The 19,050-nt window shown below is 71.8% G+C and carries 18 protein-coding genes; 7 read left to right on the forward strand and 11 right to left on the reverse strand.

Annotated elements, in window-relative coordinates; genetic code table 11:
* Positions 1 to 16 precede the first annotated feature (16 nt).
* Complete coding sequence (locus NAG42_RS24975; protein ID WP_250033411.1) at positions 17 to 529, forward strand: YceI family protein; 513 nt, start codon at positions 17 to 19, stop codon at positions 527 to 529.
* On the opposite strand, the gene NAG42_RS24980 is transcribed toward NAG42_RS24975, so the two are convergent.
* Complete coding sequence (locus NAG42_RS24980) at positions 530 to 1,606, reverse strand: NAD(P)/FAD-dependent oxidoreductase (protein ID WP_250033412.1); 1,077 nt, start codon at positions 1,604 to 1,606, stop codon at positions 530 to 532.
* Between the two features lie 100 nt (positions 1,607 to 1,706).
* Between NAG42_RS24980 and NAG42_RS24985 the strand changes: the two genes are divergently transcribed.
* Positions 1,707 to 2,528, forward strand: a complete 822-nt coding sequence (locus NAG42_RS24985) for a helix-turn-helix domain-containing protein (RefSeq protein WP_250033413.1) — start codon at positions 1,707 to 1,709, stop codon at positions 2,526 to 2,528.
* Here the strand turns inward: NAG42_RS24985 and NAG42_RS24990 are convergent.
* The 3 genes from NAG42_RS24990 to NAG42_RS25000 form a co-directional block, all read right to left on the reverse strand.
* Positions 2,525 to 3,778 (reverse strand): RNA polymerase sigma factor, encoded by a 1,254-nt coding sequence (locus tag NAG42_RS24990; protein WP_250033414.1) that lies wholly within the window; start codon positions 3,776 to 3,778, stop codon positions 2,525 to 2,527. The two genes, NAG42_RS24985 and NAG42_RS24990, sit on opposite strands and share 4 nt — an antisense overlap.
* Positions 3,779 to 3,823: 45 nt before the next feature.
* Entirely contained in the window at positions 3,824 to 4,255 is a 432-nt protein-coding gene (locus NAG42_RS24995) for a YciI family protein (RefSeq protein ID WP_250033415.1), read from the reverse strand.
* 122 nt (positions 4,256 to 4,377) lie between these two features.
* Positions 4,378 to 5,844 carry a DEAD/DEAH box helicase gene (locus NAG42_RS25000; protein ID WP_250033416.1) on the reverse strand — a complete coding sequence of 489 codons (1,467 nt, stop codon included), beginning with the start codon at positions 5,842 to 5,844 and terminating at the stop codon, positions 4,378 to 4,380.
* A 311-nt stretch (positions 5,845 to 6,155) separates the two neighbouring features.
* Here NAG42_RS25000 and NAG42_RS25005 point away from each other — a divergent pair, with 311 nt between their 5' ends.
* The gene (locus NAG42_RS25005; RefSeq protein WP_250033417.1) at positions 6,156 to 6,998 is read left to right on the forward strand and encodes a sigma-70 family RNA polymerase sigma factor; all 843 of its coding nucleotides are present in this window, start codon (positions 6,156 to 6,158) and stop codon (positions 6,996 to 6,998) included.
* A 71-nt stretch (positions 6,999 to 7,069) separates the two neighbouring features.
* Here the strand turns inward: NAG42_RS25005 and NAG42_RS25010 are convergent, their stop codons facing one another.
* Positions 7,070 to 7,585 carry a hypothetical protein gene (locus tag NAG42_RS25010; RefSeq protein ID WP_250033418.1) on the reverse strand — a complete coding sequence of 172 codons (516 nt, stop codon included), beginning with the start codon at positions 7,583 to 7,585 and terminating at the stop codon, positions 7,070 to 7,072.
* A 240-nt stretch (positions 7,586 to 7,825) separates the two neighbouring features.
* Here NAG42_RS25010 and NAG42_RS25015 point away from each other — a divergent pair, with 240 nt between their 5' ends.
* Positions 7,826 to 10,111 (forward strand): HelD family protein, encoded by a 2,286-nt coding sequence (locus NAG42_RS25015; protein WP_250033419.1) that lies wholly within the window; start codon positions 7,826 to 7,828, stop codon positions 10,109 to 10,111.
* Positions 10,112 to 10,158: 47 nt separating this feature from the next.
* Here the strand turns inward: NAG42_RS25015 and NAG42_RS25020 are convergent, their stop codons facing one another.
* Positions 10,159 to 11,076: a sigma-70 family RNA polymerase sigma factor gene (locus tag NAG42_RS25020; protein WP_250033420.1), complete on the reverse strand. Its 918-nt coding sequence runs from the start codon at positions 11,074 to 11,076 to the stop codon at positions 10,159 to 10,161.
* A 596-nt stretch (positions 11,077 to 11,672) separates the two neighbouring features.
* On the opposite strand from NAG42_RS25020, the gene NAG42_RS25025 reads away from it, so the two are divergent.
* On the forward strand, positions 11,673 to 12,188 hold the full coding sequence (locus tag NAG42_RS25025; RefSeq protein WP_250033421.1) for a DUF456 domain-containing protein: 516 nt from the start codon (positions 11,673 to 11,675) through the stop codon (positions 12,186 to 12,188).
* A 26-nt stretch (positions 12,189 to 12,214) separates the two neighbouring features.
* On the opposite strand, the gene NAG42_RS25030 is transcribed toward NAG42_RS25025, so the two are convergent.
* Both NAG42_RS25030 and NAG42_RS25035 read right to left on the reverse strand, forming a co-directional pair.
* Positions 12,215 to 13,417: a D-alanyl-D-alanine carboxypeptidase family protein gene (locus tag NAG42_RS25030; protein ID WP_250033496.1), complete on the reverse strand. Its 1,203-nt coding sequence runs from the start codon at positions 13,415 to 13,417 to the stop codon at positions 12,215 to 12,217.
* Between the two features lie 197 nt (positions 13,418 to 13,614).
* Positions 13,615 to 14,043 (reverse strand): hypothetical protein, encoded by a 429-nt coding sequence (locus NAG42_RS25035; RefSeq protein ID WP_250033422.1) that lies wholly within the window; start codon positions 14,041 to 14,043, stop codon positions 13,615 to 13,617.
* Between the two features lie 238 nt (positions 14,044 to 14,281).
* Here NAG42_RS25035 and NAG42_RS25040 point away from each other — a divergent pair, with 238 nt between their 5' ends.
* The gene (locus tag NAG42_RS25040) at positions 14,282 to 14,632 is read left to right on the forward strand and encodes a histone-like nucleoid-structuring protein Lsr2 (protein ID WP_250033423.1); all 351 of its coding nucleotides are present in this window, start codon (positions 14,282 to 14,284) and stop codon (positions 14,630 to 14,632) included.
* A gap of 265 nt (positions 14,633 to 14,897) precedes the next feature.
* Here NAG42_RS25040 and NAG42_RS25045 read toward each other — a convergent pair whose 3' ends face one another.
* The 3 genes from NAG42_RS25045 to NAG42_RS25055 all read right to left on the reverse strand — a co-directional run bounded on the left by NAG42_RS25045 (position 14,898) and on the right by NAG42_RS25055 (position 17,043).
* On the reverse strand, positions 14,898 to 15,356 hold the full coding sequence (locus tag NAG42_RS25045) for a MarR family winged helix-turn-helix transcriptional regulator (protein WP_250033424.1): 459 nt from the start codon (positions 15,354 to 15,356) through the stop codon (positions 14,898 to 14,900).
* Positions 15,357 to 15,422: 66 nt separating this feature from the next.
* Positions 15,423 to 16,562 (reverse strand): PP2C family protein-serine/threonine phosphatase, encoded by a 1,140-nt coding sequence (locus NAG42_RS25050; protein ID WP_250033425.1) that lies wholly within the window; start codon positions 16,560 to 16,562, stop codon positions 15,423 to 15,425.
* An 88-nt stretch (positions 16,563 to 16,650) separates the two neighbouring features.
* On the reverse strand, positions 16,651 to 17,043 hold the full coding sequence (locus tag NAG42_RS25055; protein ID WP_250033426.1) for an ATP-binding protein: 393 nt from the start codon (positions 17,041 to 17,043) through the stop codon (positions 16,651 to 16,653).
* 161 nt (positions 17,044 to 17,204) lie between these two features.
* Between NAG42_RS25055 and NAG42_RS25060 the strand changes: the two genes are divergently transcribed.
* Entirely contained in the window at positions 17,205 to 19,043 is a 1,839-nt protein-coding gene (locus tag NAG42_RS25060) for a sigma-70 family RNA polymerase sigma factor (RefSeq protein ID WP_250033427.1), read from the forward strand.
* Positions 19,044 to 19,050: the final 7 nt, after the last annotated feature.

Consider the following 19,050-nt stretch of genomic DNA (forward strand, 5'->3'; position numbering starts at 1 on the left):
GCCGACTCTGATCGGCATGACGACAAACGTGCAGACCACCCTTCGCCCGGGCACTTACACCATCGACACCGCACGCTCGACCTGCCGCCTCACCGCGACCCACGTCTTCGGCCTCAAGCCGGTGGCGGCCACGGTCGCCCTGCGCGGCGGCACCGTGACCGTGGCCGCCGACCCGGCCGCGTCCAGTGCCTCGGCCGAGCTCGACGCGGCCACCTTCCACAGCGACGACCAGCGCCGCAACCGGGACATCACCGGCCCGAAGTTCTTCGACGCGGCCCACCACCCGGTCATCGCCTTCCGCAGCACGCGTTGCCACCAGGGCCCGGACGGCTGGCGGCTGACCGGCGTCCTGCGGGTCCGCGGCCACGACAGCGAGGTGACCCTGACGCTCGAGTCGGCCGGGCCGGCCGGCCCGGGTTGCCACTTCGTGGCCTCGGGCGTCATCGACCGGGTGGCGGCCGGCGTCGCCACGGGCCGGGCGATCATCGCCCGGCCCGTGAAGATCACGCTGGACCTGTACGCCGGCTAGTCAGGCGGCGCCCAGCTTGGCCCGGTAGTGGTCGAGCAGGAAACTGCCCTTGAACTGGGCGGTCGCCTCGGCTCCGAAGAGGCCGAACTCGGGGGCGTAGCCGACGCCTCCGGCCGGGCCGAGCGTCAGGATCATCCCGTCCGGGAAGGGCTCGTACGCGGTGAGCGGGCCGCCCTCGATCAGGGCGCGGACGTTCGCCGCGACCACCTCGGCCTGGCGGTCGGCGGCCCGGCCGGTCTTCAGCTCCGGGGTGTCGTTGAGGTCGCCGACCGCGAAGACCCGCGCGTGCCCGGTGACCCGCAGGTGCTCGGTGACCGCCAGCCGGCCGCCGGGCTGCCGGGCGGCGGCCAGCTCGGGGCCGAGATAGGCGGTCGGCACCGTGCCGCCGTAGCAGGGGAACCACAGGTCGGCCGCGAGCACCTCGCCATCCCCGGTGGTCACCTGGAACGGGCTCACCGCACCGGCCTCGGTGCCCGGCGGGGTGTCAAGCTTGGTGCCCAGCAGGACCCGTACGCCGAGCTCGTCCAACTGCCGGGCCAGATCGGTGCGGAGCTCGTCCGGGAAGCGCCCGCCGAGCAGCTCGGGCGCCGGGTCGACGACGGTCACCGGCTTGCCCGGCCAGGCCGCCGCGATCTCCCCGGCGAACTCGAGGCCGATCGCCCCGGCCCCGAGCAGCAGCACCGAGGACGCCCGGTCGAGCGAGGCGTGCAGGTCCCGCAGGCTCGCCGCCGCCGCGTCGCGGCCGGTGCCCGCCACCCGGGTCGGGAACGGGCCGGTCGAGCCGGTGGCCAGGACCACGTAGCCGGCGTCCAGCTGGGACCCGGACGCGAGCTCCACCATTTGCGGCTCCACCCGCACCGCGGTGTCCCGCATCACCCGGCCGGTGGTCAGCAGACCGTCGTACGGAATGAAGATCTTCTCGACCCAGGCCGGGTCGGCCGCCGCGCGCAGGTGGGCGACGTGGTGCACAAAGGCCTCCTTCGGCTCCACCAGCGTCACGTCGGCCACATCATCCAGGGCGCGGGCGACCACGATGCCGCCGTAGCCACCGCCCACCACCACTACTTTCGTCGTCATGCCCCGACCCTGCTGCGGCCGGCGCCGGTCAGGGAGGCCGCGCTCAGGGTGGTAGCGGCGGGGACACCTTGACCGGCCGGAGCGTCGTTACAGTCGAGCGGTGGGCGACAACGAGCTGGGCACTTTCCTGCGGGCGCGCCGGGCCGAGGTGACCCCGGCCGAGGTCGGGCTGCCCCCGGGCACCCGGCGGCGCACCCCGGGTCTGCGCCGGGCCGAGGTGGCCATGCTGGCCGGGGTCAGCGTCGAATACCTGATCCGCCTCGAGCAGGGCCGCGACCGGCATCCGTCCGCGCAGGTGCTGGCCGCGCTGGCCGGCCCGCTGCGACTGACCGCGGCCGAGCGGGCCCACCTCTACCGGCTCACCAAGACCTCGGGCACGAGCTGTATCGGGCTCGCTCAGGACCCGGTCCGGACCGTGCGGCCGGGCCTGCGCGCGGTGCTCGACCGGCTCGAGCCGGCCCCGGCGATGGTGGTCAACCAGGTGGGTGACGTGCTGGCCCACACGACCGGCTTCGGTCACCTGGCCGGCCCGATCGGGCTGCTCGACGGTGATCGGCCCAACCTCACCCGGTACGTCTTCGCCGACCCGCGGGCCCGCGACGCCTACCCGGACTGGGCGCACGTGGCCGACGAGCAGGTCGCGGCGCTGAAGGACGGCCCGCCCCGGCCCGACTTCGCCGACGAGCTGACCGCGCTGGCCGGGCCCGAGTTCACCGAGCGGGCCGAGCGGGTGCCCGGTCTGCCCCGGGCCCACGGGGTGCTGCGCCTGCGGCATCCCGACGCGGGGTCCCTGCGGCTGAGCTACGAGATCCTGTCGGTGCCCGGCGACACCGGGCTCCGGCTGATCATCCAGCTCCCGGCCGACGAGGCCACCGCCGAGGCCCTGCGCGCCATCACGCCGCTACGGCTGGTGGCCGGCTAATCGCAGCCGGCCGCGCGGTCGAGCAGCAGGGTGCGCTCGCGCTCGTTGCGGGTCAGCGACGCCGCCCGCTCGAACTCCGTCCTGGCCTCGGCGTGCCGGCCCAGCCTGCTCAGGAAGTCGCCGCGCACGCTGGGCAGCAGGTGGTAACCGCGCAGGGCGGGGAGGGCGGTCAGCTGGTCGAGCAGGGCCAGGCCGGTCTCCGGCCCGTACGCCATGGACAGCGCCACCGCGCGGTTCAGCTCGACCACCGGTGACGGCATGGTCCGGGCCAGGCGCTCGTAGAGCCGGGCGATGCGGGACCAGTCGGTGTCGGCGAACCGGGTGGCCCGGGCATGACAGGCGGCGATGGCCGCCTGGAGCACGTACGGGCCGGGTTCGTCGTCGATCAGGGCCTCGGCCCGGTCGAGCGCGGCCAGGCCCCGGCGGATCAACAGGTGGTCCCATCGGGCCCGGTTCTGGTCGGCCAGCAGGACGGGTTCCCCACCCGGGCCGGTGCGGGCGACGGCTCGGGAGGCCTGGATCTCCATCAGCGCCACCAGGCCGTGCACCTCGGGCTCGCGCGGAGCCAGCCGGGCCAGGATCCGGCCCAGCCGCAGGGCGTCCTCGCACAGGGCCGGCCGCATCCAGTCGTCGCCGGCGGTGGCCGAGTAGCCCTCGTTGAAGATCAGGTAGACGACCTCGAGCACCGACGCGAGCCGGGCCGCCAGCTCGTCGCCCTGCGGCACCTCGAAGGGCACCCGGGCCTGAGCCAGCGTCTTCTTGGCCCGCACGATCCGCTGCGCCACGGTCGGCTCCGGCACCAGGAAGGCCCGGGCGATCTCGTCGGTGGTCAGGCCGCCCAGCAGCCGCAGGGTCAGCGCGGTGCGGGCCTCGGTGGACAGCACCGGGTGGCAGGCCACGAACACCAGCCGCAGCCGATCGTCGCCGATCCCGTCGTCCTCGGCGACCAGCGCGCCGATGTCCGGGCTGGACTCCTGGAGGTCGCGGCCGACCTCCTCGACCTTGCGCCGGAAGGTCTCGTTGCGCCGGATCTGGTCGATCGCCCGGCGCTTGGCCGTGGTCATCAGCCACGCGCCCGGATTGCCCGGCACCCCCGCGGCCGGCCACTGCTCCAGCGCTGCCACGAGTGCGTCCTGGGCCAGCTCCTCGGCCGTGCCGACGTCGTGGACGAGCCGGGTCAGCCCGGCGATCAGCCGGGGTGCCTCGATCCGCCAGACCGCCTCGATCGCGCGGTGGGTGTCAGTGGTCACGAACCCCGTCTACTCCACCGCGCGATCTCCGGCAACCACAGCCGATCAGTTGTAGCGGGATTCCTGGTCGCGCTGCTCGGCCGCCGCGCGCAGCTCGGGAGTCATCGCCGCCTCGAAGTCCTCGGCCTGGATGACCCGCCGGATCTCGAGGTTGGGCTGCTCGCCGTCGGCCGTGCGGGGCATCGGGCAGCGCTTGAACCACTCGACGCACTCCTCGAGCGATTTTGTCTCGACCAGGAAGAAGCCGGCGATCAGCTCCTTGGTCTCGGTGAACGGCCCGTCGACCACGGTCTTCTTCTCGCCGTCGAAATAGATCCGGGCGCCCTGGGTGCTGGGGTGCAGGCCGTCGGCCGCCAGCAGCACGCCCGCGTCCATCAGCTCCTGGATGAAGCTGCCCATCGTCGCGAAGTCCTCGGTGGCCGGCGGCCGTCCGGCTTCGCTGTCCGCGGTGGCCTTGGTGATCACCATGAACCGCATCACTGTCTCCTCATGTCCGGGTGTCTGTGCACCTACGCGTCGAACGGCGGCCGCCCCGTTCGACACCCTGAGGAAAGTATTTTGCGCCGGCCCACAGGTGCGGGCCGGCGCAAAATGGTCGATCAGCGACCGGCGCGGCGTCCGCCGACCCGGGTGCCCGACGAGAACGCGGCCGCGCCGCTCGTGCGGGACTGGGTCGAGTGCACCGGCGTCGAGCCGGAGCGGGGCTGGCTCGACCGGGGCTGGTTGGACCGGGGCTGGCCCGATCCGCCGCGACGGCGCGCGCCACCGGTCTGCTCCGGCACGGCACCACCCTCGGCGGGGCGAGCCGGGCCACGGCCGCGACCGCCCCGGCGCGGGGCTCCGGCGCGCGGGGCACCGCCAGCGGTCGCGGCGACCGGGGCCGGCGCGGCCGACGGGGTGACGAACGTCCGCTCGCCCGGCGCGAGCTCGGCCAGCAGCGGGTCACCCGGACGGGTGCGGCTGGTGGTCGGGCGGACGCCGGCCCGGCGGGTGAGGTCGCGCACCTCGGCCTGCTGGTCGTCGGTCATCAGCGTGATCACGGTGCCTGCGGCGCCGGCCCGGGCCGTCCGGCCGGAGCGGTGCAGATAGGCCTTGTGCTCGACCGGCGGGTCGGCGTGGATGACCAGGGCCACGTCGTCGACGTGGATGCCGCGGGCGGCGATGTCGGTCGCCACCAGCGTGCCCGCGCTGCCGTCGGAGAACGCCGCCATGTTGCGGTTGCGGGCGTTCTGGGCGAGGTTGCCGTGCAGCTCGACGGCGGGCACCCCGGCCTGCACGAGCTGGCGGGTCAGCACCTTGGCCCGGCGCTTGGTGCGGGTGAAGACGACCGACCGGCCGGGGGCCGACAGCAGGTCGACCAGCACCGGGAAGCGGTCGTCGCCGCGTACGTGCAGCACGTGGTGCGACATCTCGACCGGTGCCTCGGTGGCCGAGTCGACGGAGTGCGTGACCGGCTTGTGCAGGAAGCGCTTGACCAGCACGTCGACCCCGTTGTCGAGGGTCGCCGAGAACAGCATGCGCTGGCCCTCGCGCGGGGTCTGCTCCATCAGGCGGCGGACCACCGGCAGGAAGCCGAGGTCGGCCATGTGGTCGGCCTCGTCGAGCACGGTGATCTCCACCGCGTCGAGCGAGGCGTGACCGTTGCGCAGGTGGTCGTCGAGCCGCCCGGGGCAGGCCACGAGCACGTCGACGCCGGCCTTGAGACCCTTGATCTGCGGGTTGGCGCCGACCCCGCCGAAGACGGTGAGGGTGCGCAGGCCGAGCTTGGCCGCCAGCGGCGCCAGGGTGGCGTCGATCTGGGTGGCCAGCTCGCGGGTGGGGGCCAGGATCAGCGCCCGCGGGCGGCCGGGCCGGCGCGGGGTCTTGGAGGCGGCCAGCCGGGCCAGCACGGGCAGGGCGAAGGCGTACGTCTTGCCGGAGCCGGTGCGGCCCCGGCCGAGAACATCCTTGCCGGCCAGCGAGTCGGGCAGCGTGGCGGCCTGGATGGGGAACGGGGTGGTGATGCCGAGCTCGGCAAGGGCCGTGGACAGCACGGCGGGCACGCCGAAATCGGTGAACGTGGTCATGTAGCGGGAACTCCCAAAAGGTCGAGGGTCGTCCTGCCCGGCGCAGACTTTGTTCTCAGTCGCGGCGCGTGGTGGTCGATCCGAAGGACCGTGCCCGAGGACTGTGCCTCCGGGTGCCGGTCCGGCAGGCGGCCCGAGGCAAGACTGGGCGGGCCGCGTGATCAAGCATACCCGTACTTCACGGAGACGGTTGCCGGGTGTGAAGCAACCGTTCTGCACCCCCAAAGGACCCATTTCGCACTTTATCGAGATCACCTTTCTTCTCAGCGCCGGGATCCCCCCTCCGGCCGGCACATGAGGAGACCCCCCACATGAGCGTTGCTGAGGAAAGGCGTCGCGAGGACGTCGTCCAAGCCCACATGCCGCTGGTCGGCCATCTGGTCCGCGAGATGCTGGCGCGGGTCCCGGCCCACGTCAACCGGGACGACCTGCTCTCCGCCGGTTACGCCGCGCTGGTGCACGCGGCCCGCGGCTACGACGACGACCGCGGCGTGCCGTTCGCCCGCTTCGCCGCGGCCCGGGTGCGTGGTGCGCTGCTCGACGAGCTGCGCGGCCTCGACTGGGCCAGCCGCTCGGTGCGGCAGCGGGCCCGCCGCACCGACACCGCCCGCCAGGACCTGATCGCCGAGCTGGGCCGCATGCCCACCGTCCGCGAGGTGGCCGACCGGCTCGGCTGCTCGGTCGAGGACATCGAGCACGCCGACGACGACGTCCAGCGGGCCGTGGTGTTCAGCCTGCAGGGCTTCGCCACGGCCGGCGCCGACGACATGGTGACCGAGCCCAGCGCCGGCCCGGAGGAGATGCTGATCCGGCGGGAACGGGTCGGCTATCTGCGGGACGCGATCGACGCGCTGCCCGAGCGGCTGCGCGCTGTGGTGCGGGGCTACTTCTTCGAGGAACGGCCGATGGCCCGCATCGCCGAGGAGTTGGGAGTCACCGAGTCGCGAGTGTCACAGTTGCGGGCCGAGGCCCTGACGTTGCTGCGCGACGGCCTGAACACGCACCTCGACCCGGCGCTGGCCGCCCAGAACGCGGTCAAGCAGGGCTGCGTCGCCCGCCGCCGGGCCGCGTACTACGACCAGATCGCCGACCGTGGCACGTTGCAGTCGCGGCTGGCCTGGACCAGCCCGGACGGACTGACCGTGGCCGCCTGAACGTCTGCCTCGAAGAACGGTGCCCGCCGCGGTTCGCGGCGGGCACCGGCTTGTTCAAGGGGAGATACGGATCACTGGTTGGCGCAGGTGCCGGCCTTCTTCTGAGCCGCGATGGCCTTGGCCGCGCCCTGCTTGTAGAGGGCCAGGCCCTCCTTGGCCGGCTCGAGCTTCCAGGCGTCGGTCTCGTACACCATCGTGTACGACTGGGCGGCCACCAGCTGCTTGGCGATGACGACAGCCCGGTCGGTGCCCTCCATGCGGGCGCTGGTGAGCTGGATCGCCAGGCCCTTGCGGGAGCAGGCCTGGTTGAGCTTGACGTAGTCGTCCTTGGTGATCGCCTGCTTGCCGGCGGCCGTGTACATGTCCCAGGCGCCGGCGAAGTCGCCCCCGGCGAAGCGATCGAAGACGGTCTGCGCGGCCGACTTGGCGGCTTCGATGTTCTTGGGCTGGGGGCCGCCCGCGGCCGCCTGGGCGGCGCCGTCGGCCGGGGCCTCGTCGTCCCCGGTGCAGGCCGCGGAGAAAGCGAGGGTGGCGGCAGCGATGAGGGTCAGCGCGCCGAGGCGTCGGATCGGGTGGTTGTGGGTCATGACCGGGTTAATGGGGATCGGCCGTCGTGCGTAACGGCTCGCCGGAAAAGTTGACCGATTGACGACACTTCACCGGCGAGCCGTAACCTGGGTCTCACGGGTGGGAGCACGGGAGTCGATGCGCTAATCTAAGCGTTTCCATGCAACAAAAAAAGACGACAGGAATTGTCGTCTTAAGCCTTAATCTGTAGGGCCCGAATTTTAACACAAAGGGGAGTGGCTTTGTCAAGCTCCGCCGCGGTGACGCGAGACGACGACCTCCGTGCCGAACAGGCGTACCTCACCACCCTCTACAAGCGGCTGGACAGCCTGCGGACGCAGGCCGACGACCGTCTCCGGGCGATTCTGCTGGAGGGCGGCGGCACCCCGCAGGGACGCGCACAACGTGAGGCGACCCGCAGTCATTACGCCGAACAACTGGCACAGATGAATGCGGTCGAGAACGGTCTCTGTTTCGGGCGGCTCGATTTCGCCGCCGACCAGCCGCGCTACATCGGGCGTCTCGGACTGTCGGCCGAGGAACACGACCGTGATCCGCTTCTCGTCGACTGGCGGGCCCCCGCCGCGCGACCGTTCTATCTGGCCACCGCGGTGTCGCCCGACGGGGTGACCCGGCGCCGCCACCTGCGCACCAAGGGCCGCACGGTGACCGCCATCGACGACGAGGTGCTCGACCTCGAGGCCGGGGCCGGTGGCCGCGAGGACGTGACCGGTGAGGCGGCACTGCTCTCGGCGCTGACCGCCAGCCGCACCGGCCGGATGCGCGACATCGTCGAGACCATCCAGGCCGAGCAGGACGAGGTGATCCGGGCCGGGCTCAACGGCGTCATGGTGGTGCAGGGCGGCCCGGGCACCGGCAAGACCGCTGTCGCGCTGCACCGGGCGGCCTACCTGCTCTACACCTACCGCGGTCAGCTCACCAAGCAGGGCGTCCTGATCCTCGGGCCGAACCCGACGTTCCTCCGCTACATCTCGCAGGTGCTGCCGTCGCTCGCCGAGACCGGAGTCCTGCTGGCCACCCTCGGCGACATGTTCCCCGGCGTCCGGGCCCGGGCTGTCGAACCGGCCGCGGCGGCCGCGCTCAAGGGCCGTACGGTCATGTTGGACGTGCTGGAGCGCGCCGTCGCCGACTGGCAGACCGTGCCCGCCGACTACGTGGAGGTCGACCACGACGGCTACCCGCTGCGCATCGAGCGGGCCGTCCTCGAGGACGCCCGGGCCGCCGCCCGCCGGCCCGGCCGCCCGCACAACGTGGCCCGATCGATCTTTGTCACCGAGGCGATCCACGCGCTGTCCCTGCAGATCGCCGAGCGGATCGGCGCCGACCCGCTGGGCGGCGACAACCTGCTCTCCGCGGCCGACCTCGCCGAGACCCGTCGCGAGCTGCGCGAGGACATCGACGTGCAGCGCGTGCTGTTCGACTTCTGGCCGGTGCTGACCCCGCGCCGGGTGCTCCGCGAGCTGCTCAGCGACCCCGACCGGCTCGAATCGGCCGGGCGCGAGCTCACCGAGGCCGAGCGCGCGCTGCTGCTGCGCGAGCACGACGCCCGCTGGACCCCGGCTGACGTGCCCCTGCTCGACGAGCTGGCCGAACTGCTGGGTGTCGACGACACCCTCAAGGCCCGGCAGGTGGCGCAGGAGAGGCGGGAGGCCATCGAGTACGCCGAGGGTGTGCTCGAGATCGTCGAAGGCTCCCGCTCGCTCGACTTCGAGGACCAGGAGGAGGAGATCCTCTCGGCCATCGACGTCGTGGACGCCAGTGCGTTCGTCGAGCGGCACGAGGTGCTCGACACCCGCACCGCCGCCGAGCGCGCGGCCGCCGACCGTACCTGGGCCTTCGGTCATGTGATCGTCGACGAGGCCCAGGAGCTCTCGCCGATGGCCTGGCGCCTGCTCATGCGGCGCTGCCCGAGCCGGTCGATGACCGTGGTCGGCGACGTCGCCCAGACCTCGGAACTGGCCGGCACCACGACCTGGGAGCAGGTCTTCGAACCGTTCGTGGCCCAGCGCTGGAACCTGGTCGAGCTGACCGTCAACTACCGCACGCCGGCCGAGGTGATGGCGGTGGCGGCCGACGTGCTGGCCGCGGTCGACCCGGCGCTGGAGCCGCCACGGTCGGTGCGCACGGCCGGCGTCGAGCCGTGGGCGCTCCGTGTCCCGTCGGTCGCGCTGCCGTCGGAGGTGATTGCCGCCGTACGGCTGGAAGCGGCCGAAGCCGGGAACGGGCGCGTCGCCGTGATCGTCCCCGAGGCGCGCGAGGCCGCACTGGGCAGCGCGCTGGTCGATGCGGTTCCCGGCGCGGCCGTGGGGGAGCAGCCCGACCTGCTCAACCAGGTGGTGCTGATGACCGTGCGGCAGGCCAAGGGCCTCGAGTTCGACGCCGTGATCGTGGTCGAACCCGACGAGATCATCGCCGAGAGCCCGCGCGGGCTGTCCGATCTCTACGTGGCGGTCACCCGGGCCACGCGCCGGTTGGGTGTGCTGCACACGGCCGAGCTGCCGAAGGTGCTCAGCGCGCTCGCATGAGAAAAGGGGGCTCGGCTTGCGCCGAGCCCCCTGCGGGTGGTTTCTGCTTACGCGGCCGGGACGGGCACGCCGCGGCTGTACGCGGTGTGGCCGTGCGCGTTGGTCATGGCCAGCCGGCTGTGCATCGTCGTGGTCTCGGCGATGCTGTTGTAGTAGCTGGCCCGGCGGCGCGCGACGATGCTCTCCGGGTTGTCCGGCACCGGGGCCATGTCCGGGTTCAGGTGCGTGTTCAGGCCGTCCTTGAGCAGCGACAACGCCTCGGCGCGCAGCTGCGACACCCGTGACTCGGTGACTCCCAGGTCGGCGGCGATGTCGGCCATCGGACGCTCGTGCAGGAAGTACTCGGTGATGACGACCTGCAGCCGCTCGGGCAGCGAGCCGATCGCGTGGTGCAGGTAACCGATCTGCTCCCGGCGGATCAGCATGTCCTCCGGGCCCGGGGTCTTCTCGGTCACCAGGTCGTCGGCGCTGCTCGTGGTGAAGCCCTGCAGCGAGAGCACGGTGGCGCGCTGCACGTCGGTGTCGGTCTGCTTGAGCTCGCCGGTCGTGGTGCCGAGGGCCTGGGCCAGCTCGTCGGGGGTGGGCGTGCGGCCCAGCGTGGTGGTCAGCGCCTGACGGGTGGTGTCGGTGGCGCGGGCCTTGGTGCGCACCGAACGGGTCGCCCAGTCGAGAGCGCGCAGCTCGTCGAGGATGGCGCCGCGGATACGGGTGCTGGCGAACCGGTGGAACGGGATGCCGCGGTCCGGGTCCCAGCCGCGGGCCGCGGTGACCAGGGCGTGCAGGCCGGCGCTGGTCAGGTCGTCCCGGTGGATGTGGTTGGGGATGCGGCTGAGCATGTCGCGCACCAGGTGACCGACGAGCGGCATGTGGGTGCGGATGATCTGCTCCTGCTCGGCGGCGGACAGCACCGTCGTGGCGGCGGTGTCGGCAGTGAAGTCGGCAGCGGTCGTCGCGGTGCTGGTCATGTGTGGTTCCCCCCGTTGTCGGCGGCCCGAGTGGCTGGGCTCTCCGGCGTACACAGGGAGGTTCGTCAGCGGGTGGGTCCCGTTGAAGTGACAACAGGGTGCGCGACGGTTGCTGATTTCATGGCGTCGCTTCGCTCCGCGGGCGATCGCCTGGGACCCGATGAGTTGGCAGGCGATTTGCCGCCGTCCGCAAACCCCGCGGCCGTCGACAAACCGACTGCCAACTCACCGGCGGCGATCGCCGGTTCTGGCTCGACAGACCACGTAGCCGTTGGCAAACCGACTGCCAGATCACCGTCGGCGATCGCTGTGGCATGGCTTCGCTTCGCTCGCGGCGATCGCCGGTTGTGGCTCGACAGACCACGTAGCCGTTGGCAAACCGACTGCCAGATCACTGGCGGCGATCGCTGTGACATGGCTTCGCGGCGATCGCCGGTTTGTGGCTCGACAGACCACTGGCTGTGGCAAATCGACTGCCGGGTTGGTGGGGGTGGTTGCTGGTTGGGGGGTGGCTTCAGGATCGGGTTGGCTGTGGGTTGGTTGAGACTTCGGGGGTGGCTCTTTTCGCCGTTGCGTCGGCCTGGCACCTTGAGCGCATGGGTCTGACCGACAGCGCGTGGGTGATCAACTTGATTGCCGGCTTGGCGATCGCCGTCGGTGTGGTCGGTGTCGTGGTGCCGGTTGTGCCTGGCCTGCTGCTGAGCTGGGCCGGGGTGCTGCTGTGGGCGGCGCTGGGGGAGGGTAGCGGCGCGGTGCGCTGGCTGACCTTCGGCGTGGCCACCGCCGTGGCGTTGCTGGGTGCGCTGATCAAATATCTGGTTCCGGGCCGCCGGCTAAAGAGCGCCGGAGTCCCGAATTCCGCCCTGCTGGCCGGCGGGCTGCTCGGTGTGATCGGCTTCTTCGTGATTCCGGTGCTGGGCCTGCCGCTGGGCTTCGTCCTCGGTATCTACCTGGTCGAACGCATGCGGCTGGGCCCCGGTCAGGCCTGGCCCTCGACCAAGCAGGCCCTGCACGCGGCCGGCATGGCCATGCTGATCGAGTTCACCGCGGCCCTGGCCGTGGCCGTCCTCTGGGTCTTCGGCCTGCTCTGGTCAGGCTGGCTGCTCCCCTGACCGGCACTCACGGCGGCTTGACCGTCTCAGCGGCGGCCTGGGCGACGGCGGCGGCGTTGGAGGATGAGCAGGAGCAGGGGGGTGGCGGCCAGGACGAGTGCCACTGAGCCGGCGGCGGCGAGCGAGAGGGCCTGTGGGGGATCGTCGCGCTTTGTCGTGGTGGCTGCCTGGGGGGCGGGGTCGGTGGGTTTCGGGGTGGGGGAAGGGCTGGCGGCCACGTCTTCGGGGGAGACGAGCTTGCCGACTGACTCGTCGCGGGGCAGGGAGAAACCCCAGTCGAGGAGGGCGGCGCCCTGTTGCCAGCCGCGCAGGGGGCGGGCCTCGGCGCCGAGCAGCGTCACCACCAGGCGGCGGCCGTTGCGTTGCGCGGCGCCGACGTAGCTGTGCCGGGCCACGGTGGTGAAGCCGGTCTTGCCGCCGAGTGCGCCCGGGTAGTTGAAGATCAGCTTGTTCTCGTTCTGGAACTGGAAGCCGCCCTTCTTCAACCGGGGCTGGGCGGGCATCTGTGCCCTCTCGGTGAGCACATAGCGACGGAAGTCGGCGTTGGCGAAGGCGACCCGGGCGATCAGCGCCAGGTCGTACGCGCTGGTGAACTGGCCCTTGCCGTCCAGGCCCGACGGGGTGACGGCGTGCGTCTGGTACGCCCCGATGCGCCGGGCCGTGGCATTCATCGCGGCGACCGTCTTGGCCACGCCGTCCGGCCCGCCGCCGCCGGCCAGCCGGGCCAGGGCGTTGGCGGCGTCGTTGCCCGAGTTGAGCATCAGGCCCAGCCACAGCGTGGAGATCGGGTACTTGCCGCCGACGAGCAGGCCGACGGCCGAGCTGCCGGGCTCGATGTTCAGGTCACCGGGGACCACGGTCATCTGCTGTTTCGGATCGAGCTTGTCGATCACGGTGGCGGCCAGCAGGGTCTTCTGCACGCTGGCCGGGGTGCGGAAGACGTGTGGCCCGCACCCGCCCAGCACCTCGCCGGTGTCGAGGTCGGCGACCATCCAGGTGGTCGCGGTGACCGCCGGCGGCTGCTTGACCCCGGCCGGGATGACCAGCCCGTGGGTGGCGAGCGCGTCGCCGCCGATCGCGCTGCCGACCGGGTCGTCCGGTGGCGGCACGGGCGTGGGCGGCCGGTTGGGTGGCGGCGCGACCTTCGGCTTGGGGCAGGGAATGTCGGCCTTCTTACCGGTGCCGGCACGGGCGGCGATGCCGGGCTGGGCGGCGACAGCGGCCGCGATGCCACGGGTCGCGGTGCCGGGCCGGGCGGCGACAGCACCCGCGATGCCCCGGGTCGCGGTGCCGGACGCGGCGGCGACAGCGGGGGCGGCGTGAGCGGCGGCGGCCGGCCTGTTCGCGGGGGCGGCGTGGGCCGGGGCGGGGAGCTGGGAGGGCAGGGTGAGGGTGGCGGCGCTCAGGGCGGCCAGGACGGGACGGATCAAGGCCAGGAGATCCCGGCGTCGAGTCGCTTGTCGAGCAACTGCTTCAAGGGGACGGTCTCGCCGTCGCCGCCGCCCGCGCCGACGATCAGGCGGGGGGTGCTCGGGCTCAGGTCGGCGCCGGCGAAGCGCGCCCGCAGCGATGCCGGCACGGTCAGCACGTAGTACTTCCCGTCCTCGCCCACGGCGACCGAACGGTTGGATTTCAGATACCAGCCACGCACATGAGTTCGATACGTGCCGCGGCCGTCGAAGGTTCGAGCCTGCAGCGTGTGGGGTGTCAGACCGCGCTCGGCGGCGCGGGCCACGAAGTCGTCGAGCAGGGCACCGGCCTCACGGGCCTCGGCGGCCCGGCCGGCCTCCAGCGCGGCGGCGTGGCCGGCGATGGCCTGCCGGCGCTGTTCCTCCCAGTCGGCTGCGCGGTCCATGCCAGCGACCCTAGGTGATGGCTCGCCGCGCGGCCAAGCCGACGCCGGCCCGGGGCGCCGACCTGGGGCGCCGGGCCGGCCCAGGCTTTCCGTGGTGATTCCGGTGAATGTCGTCCGCCATTTGTATACCGGCCGGGCCCCCGCGCGAAAAGAATGGCGAATATGCCTGAGACAGTTGCGCCCGAACCCGGTCACGAGCAACACTGGGCGCGTTGGTCGGATGGACTCGGGAGTCGTCATGGCGCGCCAGGTAATCACCACTCTGATCGACGATCTGGACGGAAAGAAGGCCGATCGCTCGGTCGAGTTCAGTCTGGACGGCATTAACTACACGATCGACCTTTCCGAGGCCAATGCGGGGAAGCTGCGTAAGGCCCTGGACCCTTACATCAACGCGGGCACCCGGCTCGGCCGGGCGGCGGGCCGGGTCTCGCCCCGCCGTGCGGGTGCTCCGGCCCGGACGGCCGGATCCCGCGACGAAAATCGCCAGATCCGTGAGTGGGCCATGGCCAACGGGCATCAGATTTCCGAGCGCGGCCGCATTCCACAGAGCGTGACGCAGGCTTACCGGGCAGCGAACGGCCACTGACCCGCCGCCGCGTGCAATTTCGCGGGCCCGCCAGGAAAAGCGGAGCGCGGACCATCGATTCCGCGCGCAAGGTGGCTACGCGCAAGACGCCTACGCGCAAGACGGCTACGCGCAAGGTGGCTACGCGCAAAGTGAGCACCGATCAAAACCGTGCCCCGCGCAAAGCCGTCGATCCACGATGAGTGCCGCGTGAGCAGGCCCGGTCGAATGGGCGTGCCCGCGAAAGCGATCCGGCGATACCGTGCGACCCGCCTCGGCGGTGGGCTCAGGCCGTACGCAAAGCTTCGCTCTCGCCGGTGCGGCCGGCCGCGTCGGCGAACGAGCGCAACGCGTGCACCAGCTCCTGCCGATCGGCCGGGGTCATGCGCTCGAGCACGTCGCCGAGGGCCTGGCGCCGCCGGTCGCGCAGCTGGTCGAGCAGCTTGCGGGCCGAGGGAGTGAGCAGCAGCCGCACCTCGCGCCGGTCGCGCGGGTCGGGCACCCGGCGCAGCAGCCCGGTGGCCTCGAGCCGGTCGCACAGCCGGCTGGCCGACGACGGCACCACTTCGAGCGCCTCGGCGAGGCGGCTCATGTTGGTGTGCCGGTTGTCGGCGACGATGGTCAGCACGCGCAGCTGGGCCGGCGGGACGCTCGGACTCTGCGCCTGATCGGCTGCTCCGAGCACAGCCACCAGCGCGTCGACTGTCGACTCGACGGCGACGGCGACGTCGGTGACCCGATCCATGGCGGCTTTACCTCGTTCGTCGGACGTGCCCGGCTGCGCACTGCCCCTACCCGTCCGTGGCGGGAATCATGCCGTCCGGCGGAGCCAATCGAGGCAGACGATGACTGCGTCATCTTGCTGTTCGGCGCTGCCGTGGTATTCGCGCAGCCCCCGGATCACCGTACCCACCGCCTCGGTGGGTGGCTGGAGGCGCGTCCGGCGCAGCGCGCTCAGCAGGCCCGCGTCACCGTAGGGGGAACGCCCGGCGGGTGTCGCCGCGTGCACGCCGTCGCTCACCACGAGCAGGCGGTCGCCCGGCTCGAGCTGGAACTTCTGGGTCTCGTACCGGCTGTCGCCGAACATGCCGAGCGGTAACTGTTGTTCCAGGTGGACCGGGCGGATGTCACCCTCGCGGGCGATCAGCGCCCGCGGCGAACCGGCGTCCACCGCTTCGACCGTGCCGCCGGTGAGGTCGATCTCGAGCAGCAGGGTGGCCACGTGGGTGTCGCCGCCGTGCCGTGCGTAGATCGCGTCGGACGCCAGCTCGGCCTGCTCGACGATGCCGGCGCCGGAGCGGCGGGCGTTGCGCATGGCGTTGACCGCGATGGTGGTCAGCAGGGCGGCCTCGATGCCGTCGCCGTGCCCGTTCAGCACGGTCAGCGTGAGCCGGTCGTCGGTGAGCGCCCAGTCGTAGTGGTCGCCGTACATCGCGTACGCGGGCTCGAGCTGACCGGCCAGCTGGAACCGCTCGCCGCCCAGCGAGCGGCCCGGCAGCAGCTCCCACTGCAGCTCGGCGCTCATGGTCAGGCGCTGCCGGCGAACGACCTGGCGGTAGCGGTCGGTGTCCTTGTCGGCGGCGCGCAGGGCGAGGGCCAGCTCGTCGGCCACGGTGACGAGCTCGGCGATCACGTCCCGGGCCGGCGGGCCGGTGAACTGGACCCGCAGCACGCCCAGCCGGTCGCCCCAGGTGGTGAGCGGCAGCAGGACCCGGTTCGAGCCGTCGGTCACCGGTTGCTGGCTGCCGAAGCACCGCTGCTCCAGCGGGCCGCCGGCCGGCGCCTCGGGGACGATGACCGGCCACAGGGCGCTCATGGTCAGATCGCTGAGCAGCAGTTCCACCACGTCGATCGGGAAGCCGGTGCGCAGGTGCTCGGCCACTGCCTCGGGAAGGCGGTCGGGCGGTGCGGCGCGCAGGAACGAGCCGACGGATGCCGGACGAACGGACACTCGATCTCCCTTCCTCGGCGGCGCTCAGGCAATAGTTGCCGGGGAGCAAGCATGATATGTGCTTGCCCTCCGGCCCCTGCCACGAGGTCTACGCGAAAGACTTCTCGAAGTGGATCAAGCTGCCGTGCTTCGGCACGGAGTGCATGCGGACGTTCTCGCCCAGGGCTTTGATCAGCGCCAGGCCGCGACCGCTCTCGCTCTCGGGCCCGGCCGAGCCGACCTGGTCGACGTCGAATCCCGTGCCGTTGTCGCGCACGTCGATCGAGCAGTGGTTCTCGGCCACGTCCAGGCAGACTTCGAACATCTCGGTGCCACCGGCGTGCCGCACGACGTTCGAGCAGGCCTCGGTGATCGCGATCTCGAGATCGTCCTGGGCCTCGTTGTCGATCCGCAGGACGGCCAGGGTCGAGCGCAGCAGCCGGCGGACGGTGGGCACGCTGTCCGCTTCACGGGGCAGATCCAGCCGGACTGTCATACGCATGGTCTTGTGGTGCCCCCTCCGGCTGAGCCTTAATCGTGGCGCCCAGCGCACCACCTCATCCGATCCTGCTCGAAAAACGTGTTATCCAGGGGCGGCTCGGGCGTCTCCCTTCCCGTGGCTGATCAAGGCCAGGCCCGGGAACGCCCAGGAAAGGTTGGACAATGGCGGAGCAACCCGACATGGCGGTCGTGATCGCCGCGCGCGCCGGCGACCCGGTGGCGATCGACCAGCTGGTAGCCGGTTATCTGCCACTGGTGTACACGATCGTGGGGCGGGCGCTGGAGGGTCACGCCGACGTCGACGACGTGGTGCAGGACGTGATGCTGCGGGTTCTGCGCAACCTGGGCGATCTGCGCGAGCCCGAGGCGTTCCGGTCGTGGCTGGTGGCGATCACCGTCCGGCAGGTGCGGGAGCGCTTCCGGGCCCGGCGCGGCGCCCCCGAGGCGCTGCTGCACGAGGACGTCCGGGACCCCGGCGCCGACTTCACCGACCTGGCGATCACCCGTCTCGAGCTGAGCGGCCAGCGCCGCGAGACCGCCGAGGCGACCCGCTGGCTCGACGAGGACAATCGCGAGCTGCTCTCGCTGTGGTGGCTGGAGGCCTCGGGCGAGCTCACCCGCGACGAGATCGTCGAGGCGACCGAGGTCACCCGTCAGCACGCGGCCGTCCGCATCCAGCGCATGAAGGGCCAGCTCGAGACGGCCCGGGTCGTGGTGCGGGCGATCACCGCCAGCCCGCCCTGCCCCGAGCTGCAGACGATCACCGTCGAGTGGGACGGACGGCCCAGCCCGCTCTGGCGCAAGCGCATCGCGCGCCACACCCGCGAGTGCCGGCATTGCGCACCCTCGTGGAACGGCCTGGTCGCGGCCGAGCGCCTCCTGGCCGGCATGGCCTTGATCCCGCTTCCGGCCGGCCTGCTCGGCAAGGGCGCCCTGGCCCATCTGGGAGCGGTGAATCTGGGAGCCGCCAAGGCCGGCACCACGATCACCGCGAAGCACGTCGCGGCCAAGGTCGGCTTCAGTCTCTCGCGCAAGGTGCTGACCGCCGCGCTCTCCACCACCGCGGTCGCCGGCGGGGCGGCCGCCGTGGTCGTCACCCAGCAGGCCGACCCGCCGCCGGTCACCACCGCGGCCGTGGTCGCGCCGCCCCGAGTAACTCCCACCAGCGCCCGCCCGAGCCCGTCGAAGAAGCCCACTCCCATCCCCACGACGCAGAAGCCCAAGCCCAAGCCGACCACCAAGGCCCCCGTGGTGATCACCGCCAAGGCGAGCAAGAAGAAGGGCGTCGGCGTCTGGGAGTTCGCCGCGGCGCAGGAGGCGCTCGACGACGTCAGTGCCGGCTGGTATTACAACTGGTCCTCGAACAACCGGAGCATGCCCGGCCCGGCCGACGTCGAGTACGTGCCGATGATCTGGGGTCAGAAGAACGTCACCGACGCCACCCTGGCCGAGGCCAAGAAGGAGGGCGACGTCATCCTCGGCTTCAACGAGCCCGACATGGCGGGCCAGGCCGACATGACCGTCGAGGCCGCCCTCGACGCCTGGCCCAAGCTCGAGGCGACCGGCCGGCGGCTGGGCAGTCCGGCCGTCGCCTTCGGTGGTGACACCAAGGGTGGCTGGCTCGACCGGTTCATGACCGGCGCCGGGCAGAAGGGCTACCGCGTCGACTTCATCACCCTGCACTGGTACGGCTCCGACTTCTCCGGCGCCGCGGCCGACCAGTTCCTCGGTTATGTCGACGCCGTGCACAAGCGCTACGGCAAGCCCATCTGGGTCACCGAGTACGGCCTGATGAACTTCGGCGGCTCACCCAAGTACCCGACGCAGGCTCAGCTGGTGACCTTCATCAACGGCACCACCAAGGGCATGCAGAAGCGGTCGTACGTCGAGCGGTACGCCTGGTTCGGTCTGCCCGCCGTGGGGGACAGCGTCGACTTCGGCCTCTACAAGGACGGCGACAGCCCCACCGAGGCCGGGAAGGCATACCGGGCCGCGGGCTAAAGTCGGT

This window comes from Paractinoplanes maris, from assembly GCF_023544465.1.
GTDB classification, from domain to species: Bacteria; Actinomycetota; Actinomycetes; order Mycobacteriales; family Micromonosporaceae; genus Actinoplanes; species Actinoplanes maris.

Bases quoted from the DNA above. Each gene is read 5' to 3' on its own strand.
- NAG42_RS24995 (WP_250033415.1), bottom strand. From the start codon at position 4,255: ATGCGGTTCATGGTGATCACCAAGGCCACCGCGGACAGCGAAGCCGGA.
- NAG42_RS25000 (WP_250033416.1), bottom strand. From the start codon at position 5,844: ATGACCACGTTCACCGATTTCGGCGTGCCCGCCGTGCTGTCCACGGCC.
- NAG42_RS25020 (WP_250033420.1), bottom strand. From the start codon at position 11,076: ATGACCAGCACCGCGACGACCGCTGCCGACTTCACTGCCGACACCGCC.
- NAG42_RS25010 (WP_250033418.1), bottom strand. From the start codon at position 7,585: ATGACCCACAACCACCCGATCCGACGCCTCGGCGCGCTGACCCTCATC.
- NAG42_RS25005 (WP_250033417.1), top strand. From the start codon at position 6,156: ATGAGCGTTGCTGAGGAAAGGCGTCGCGAGGACGTCGTCCAAGCCCAC.
- NAG42_RS25045 (WP_250033424.1), bottom strand. From the start codon at position 15,356: ATGGATCGGGTCACCGACGTCGCCGTCGCCGTCGAGTCGACAGTCGAC.
- NAG42_RS25055 (WP_250033426.1), bottom strand. From the start codon at position 17,043: ATGCGTATGACAGTCCGGCTGGATCTGCCCCGTGAAGCGGACAGCGTG.
- NAG42_RS25060 (WP_250033427.1), top strand. From the start codon at position 17,205: ATGGCGGAGCAACCCGACATGGCGGTCGTGATCGCCGCGCGCGCCGGC.
- NAG42_RS25025 (WP_250033421.1), top strand. From the start codon at position 11,673: ATGGGTCTGACCGACAGCGCGTGGGTGATCAACTTGATTGCCGGCTTG.
- NAG42_RS25035 (WP_250033422.1), bottom strand. From the start codon at position 14,043: ATGGACCGCGCAGCCGACTGGGAGGAACAGCGCCGGCAGGCCATCGCC.
- NAG42_RS24980 (WP_250033412.1), bottom strand. From the start codon at position 1,606: ATGACGACGAAAGTAGTGGTGGTGGGCGGTGGCTACGGCGGCATCGTG.
- NAG42_RS25040 (WP_250033423.1), top strand. From the start codon at position 14,282: ATGGCGCGCCAGGTAATCACCACTCTGATCGACGATCTGGACGGAAAG.
- NAG42_RS24975 (WP_250033411.1), top strand. From the start codon at position 17: ATGACGACAAACGTGCAGACCACCCTTCGCCCGGGCACTTACACCATC.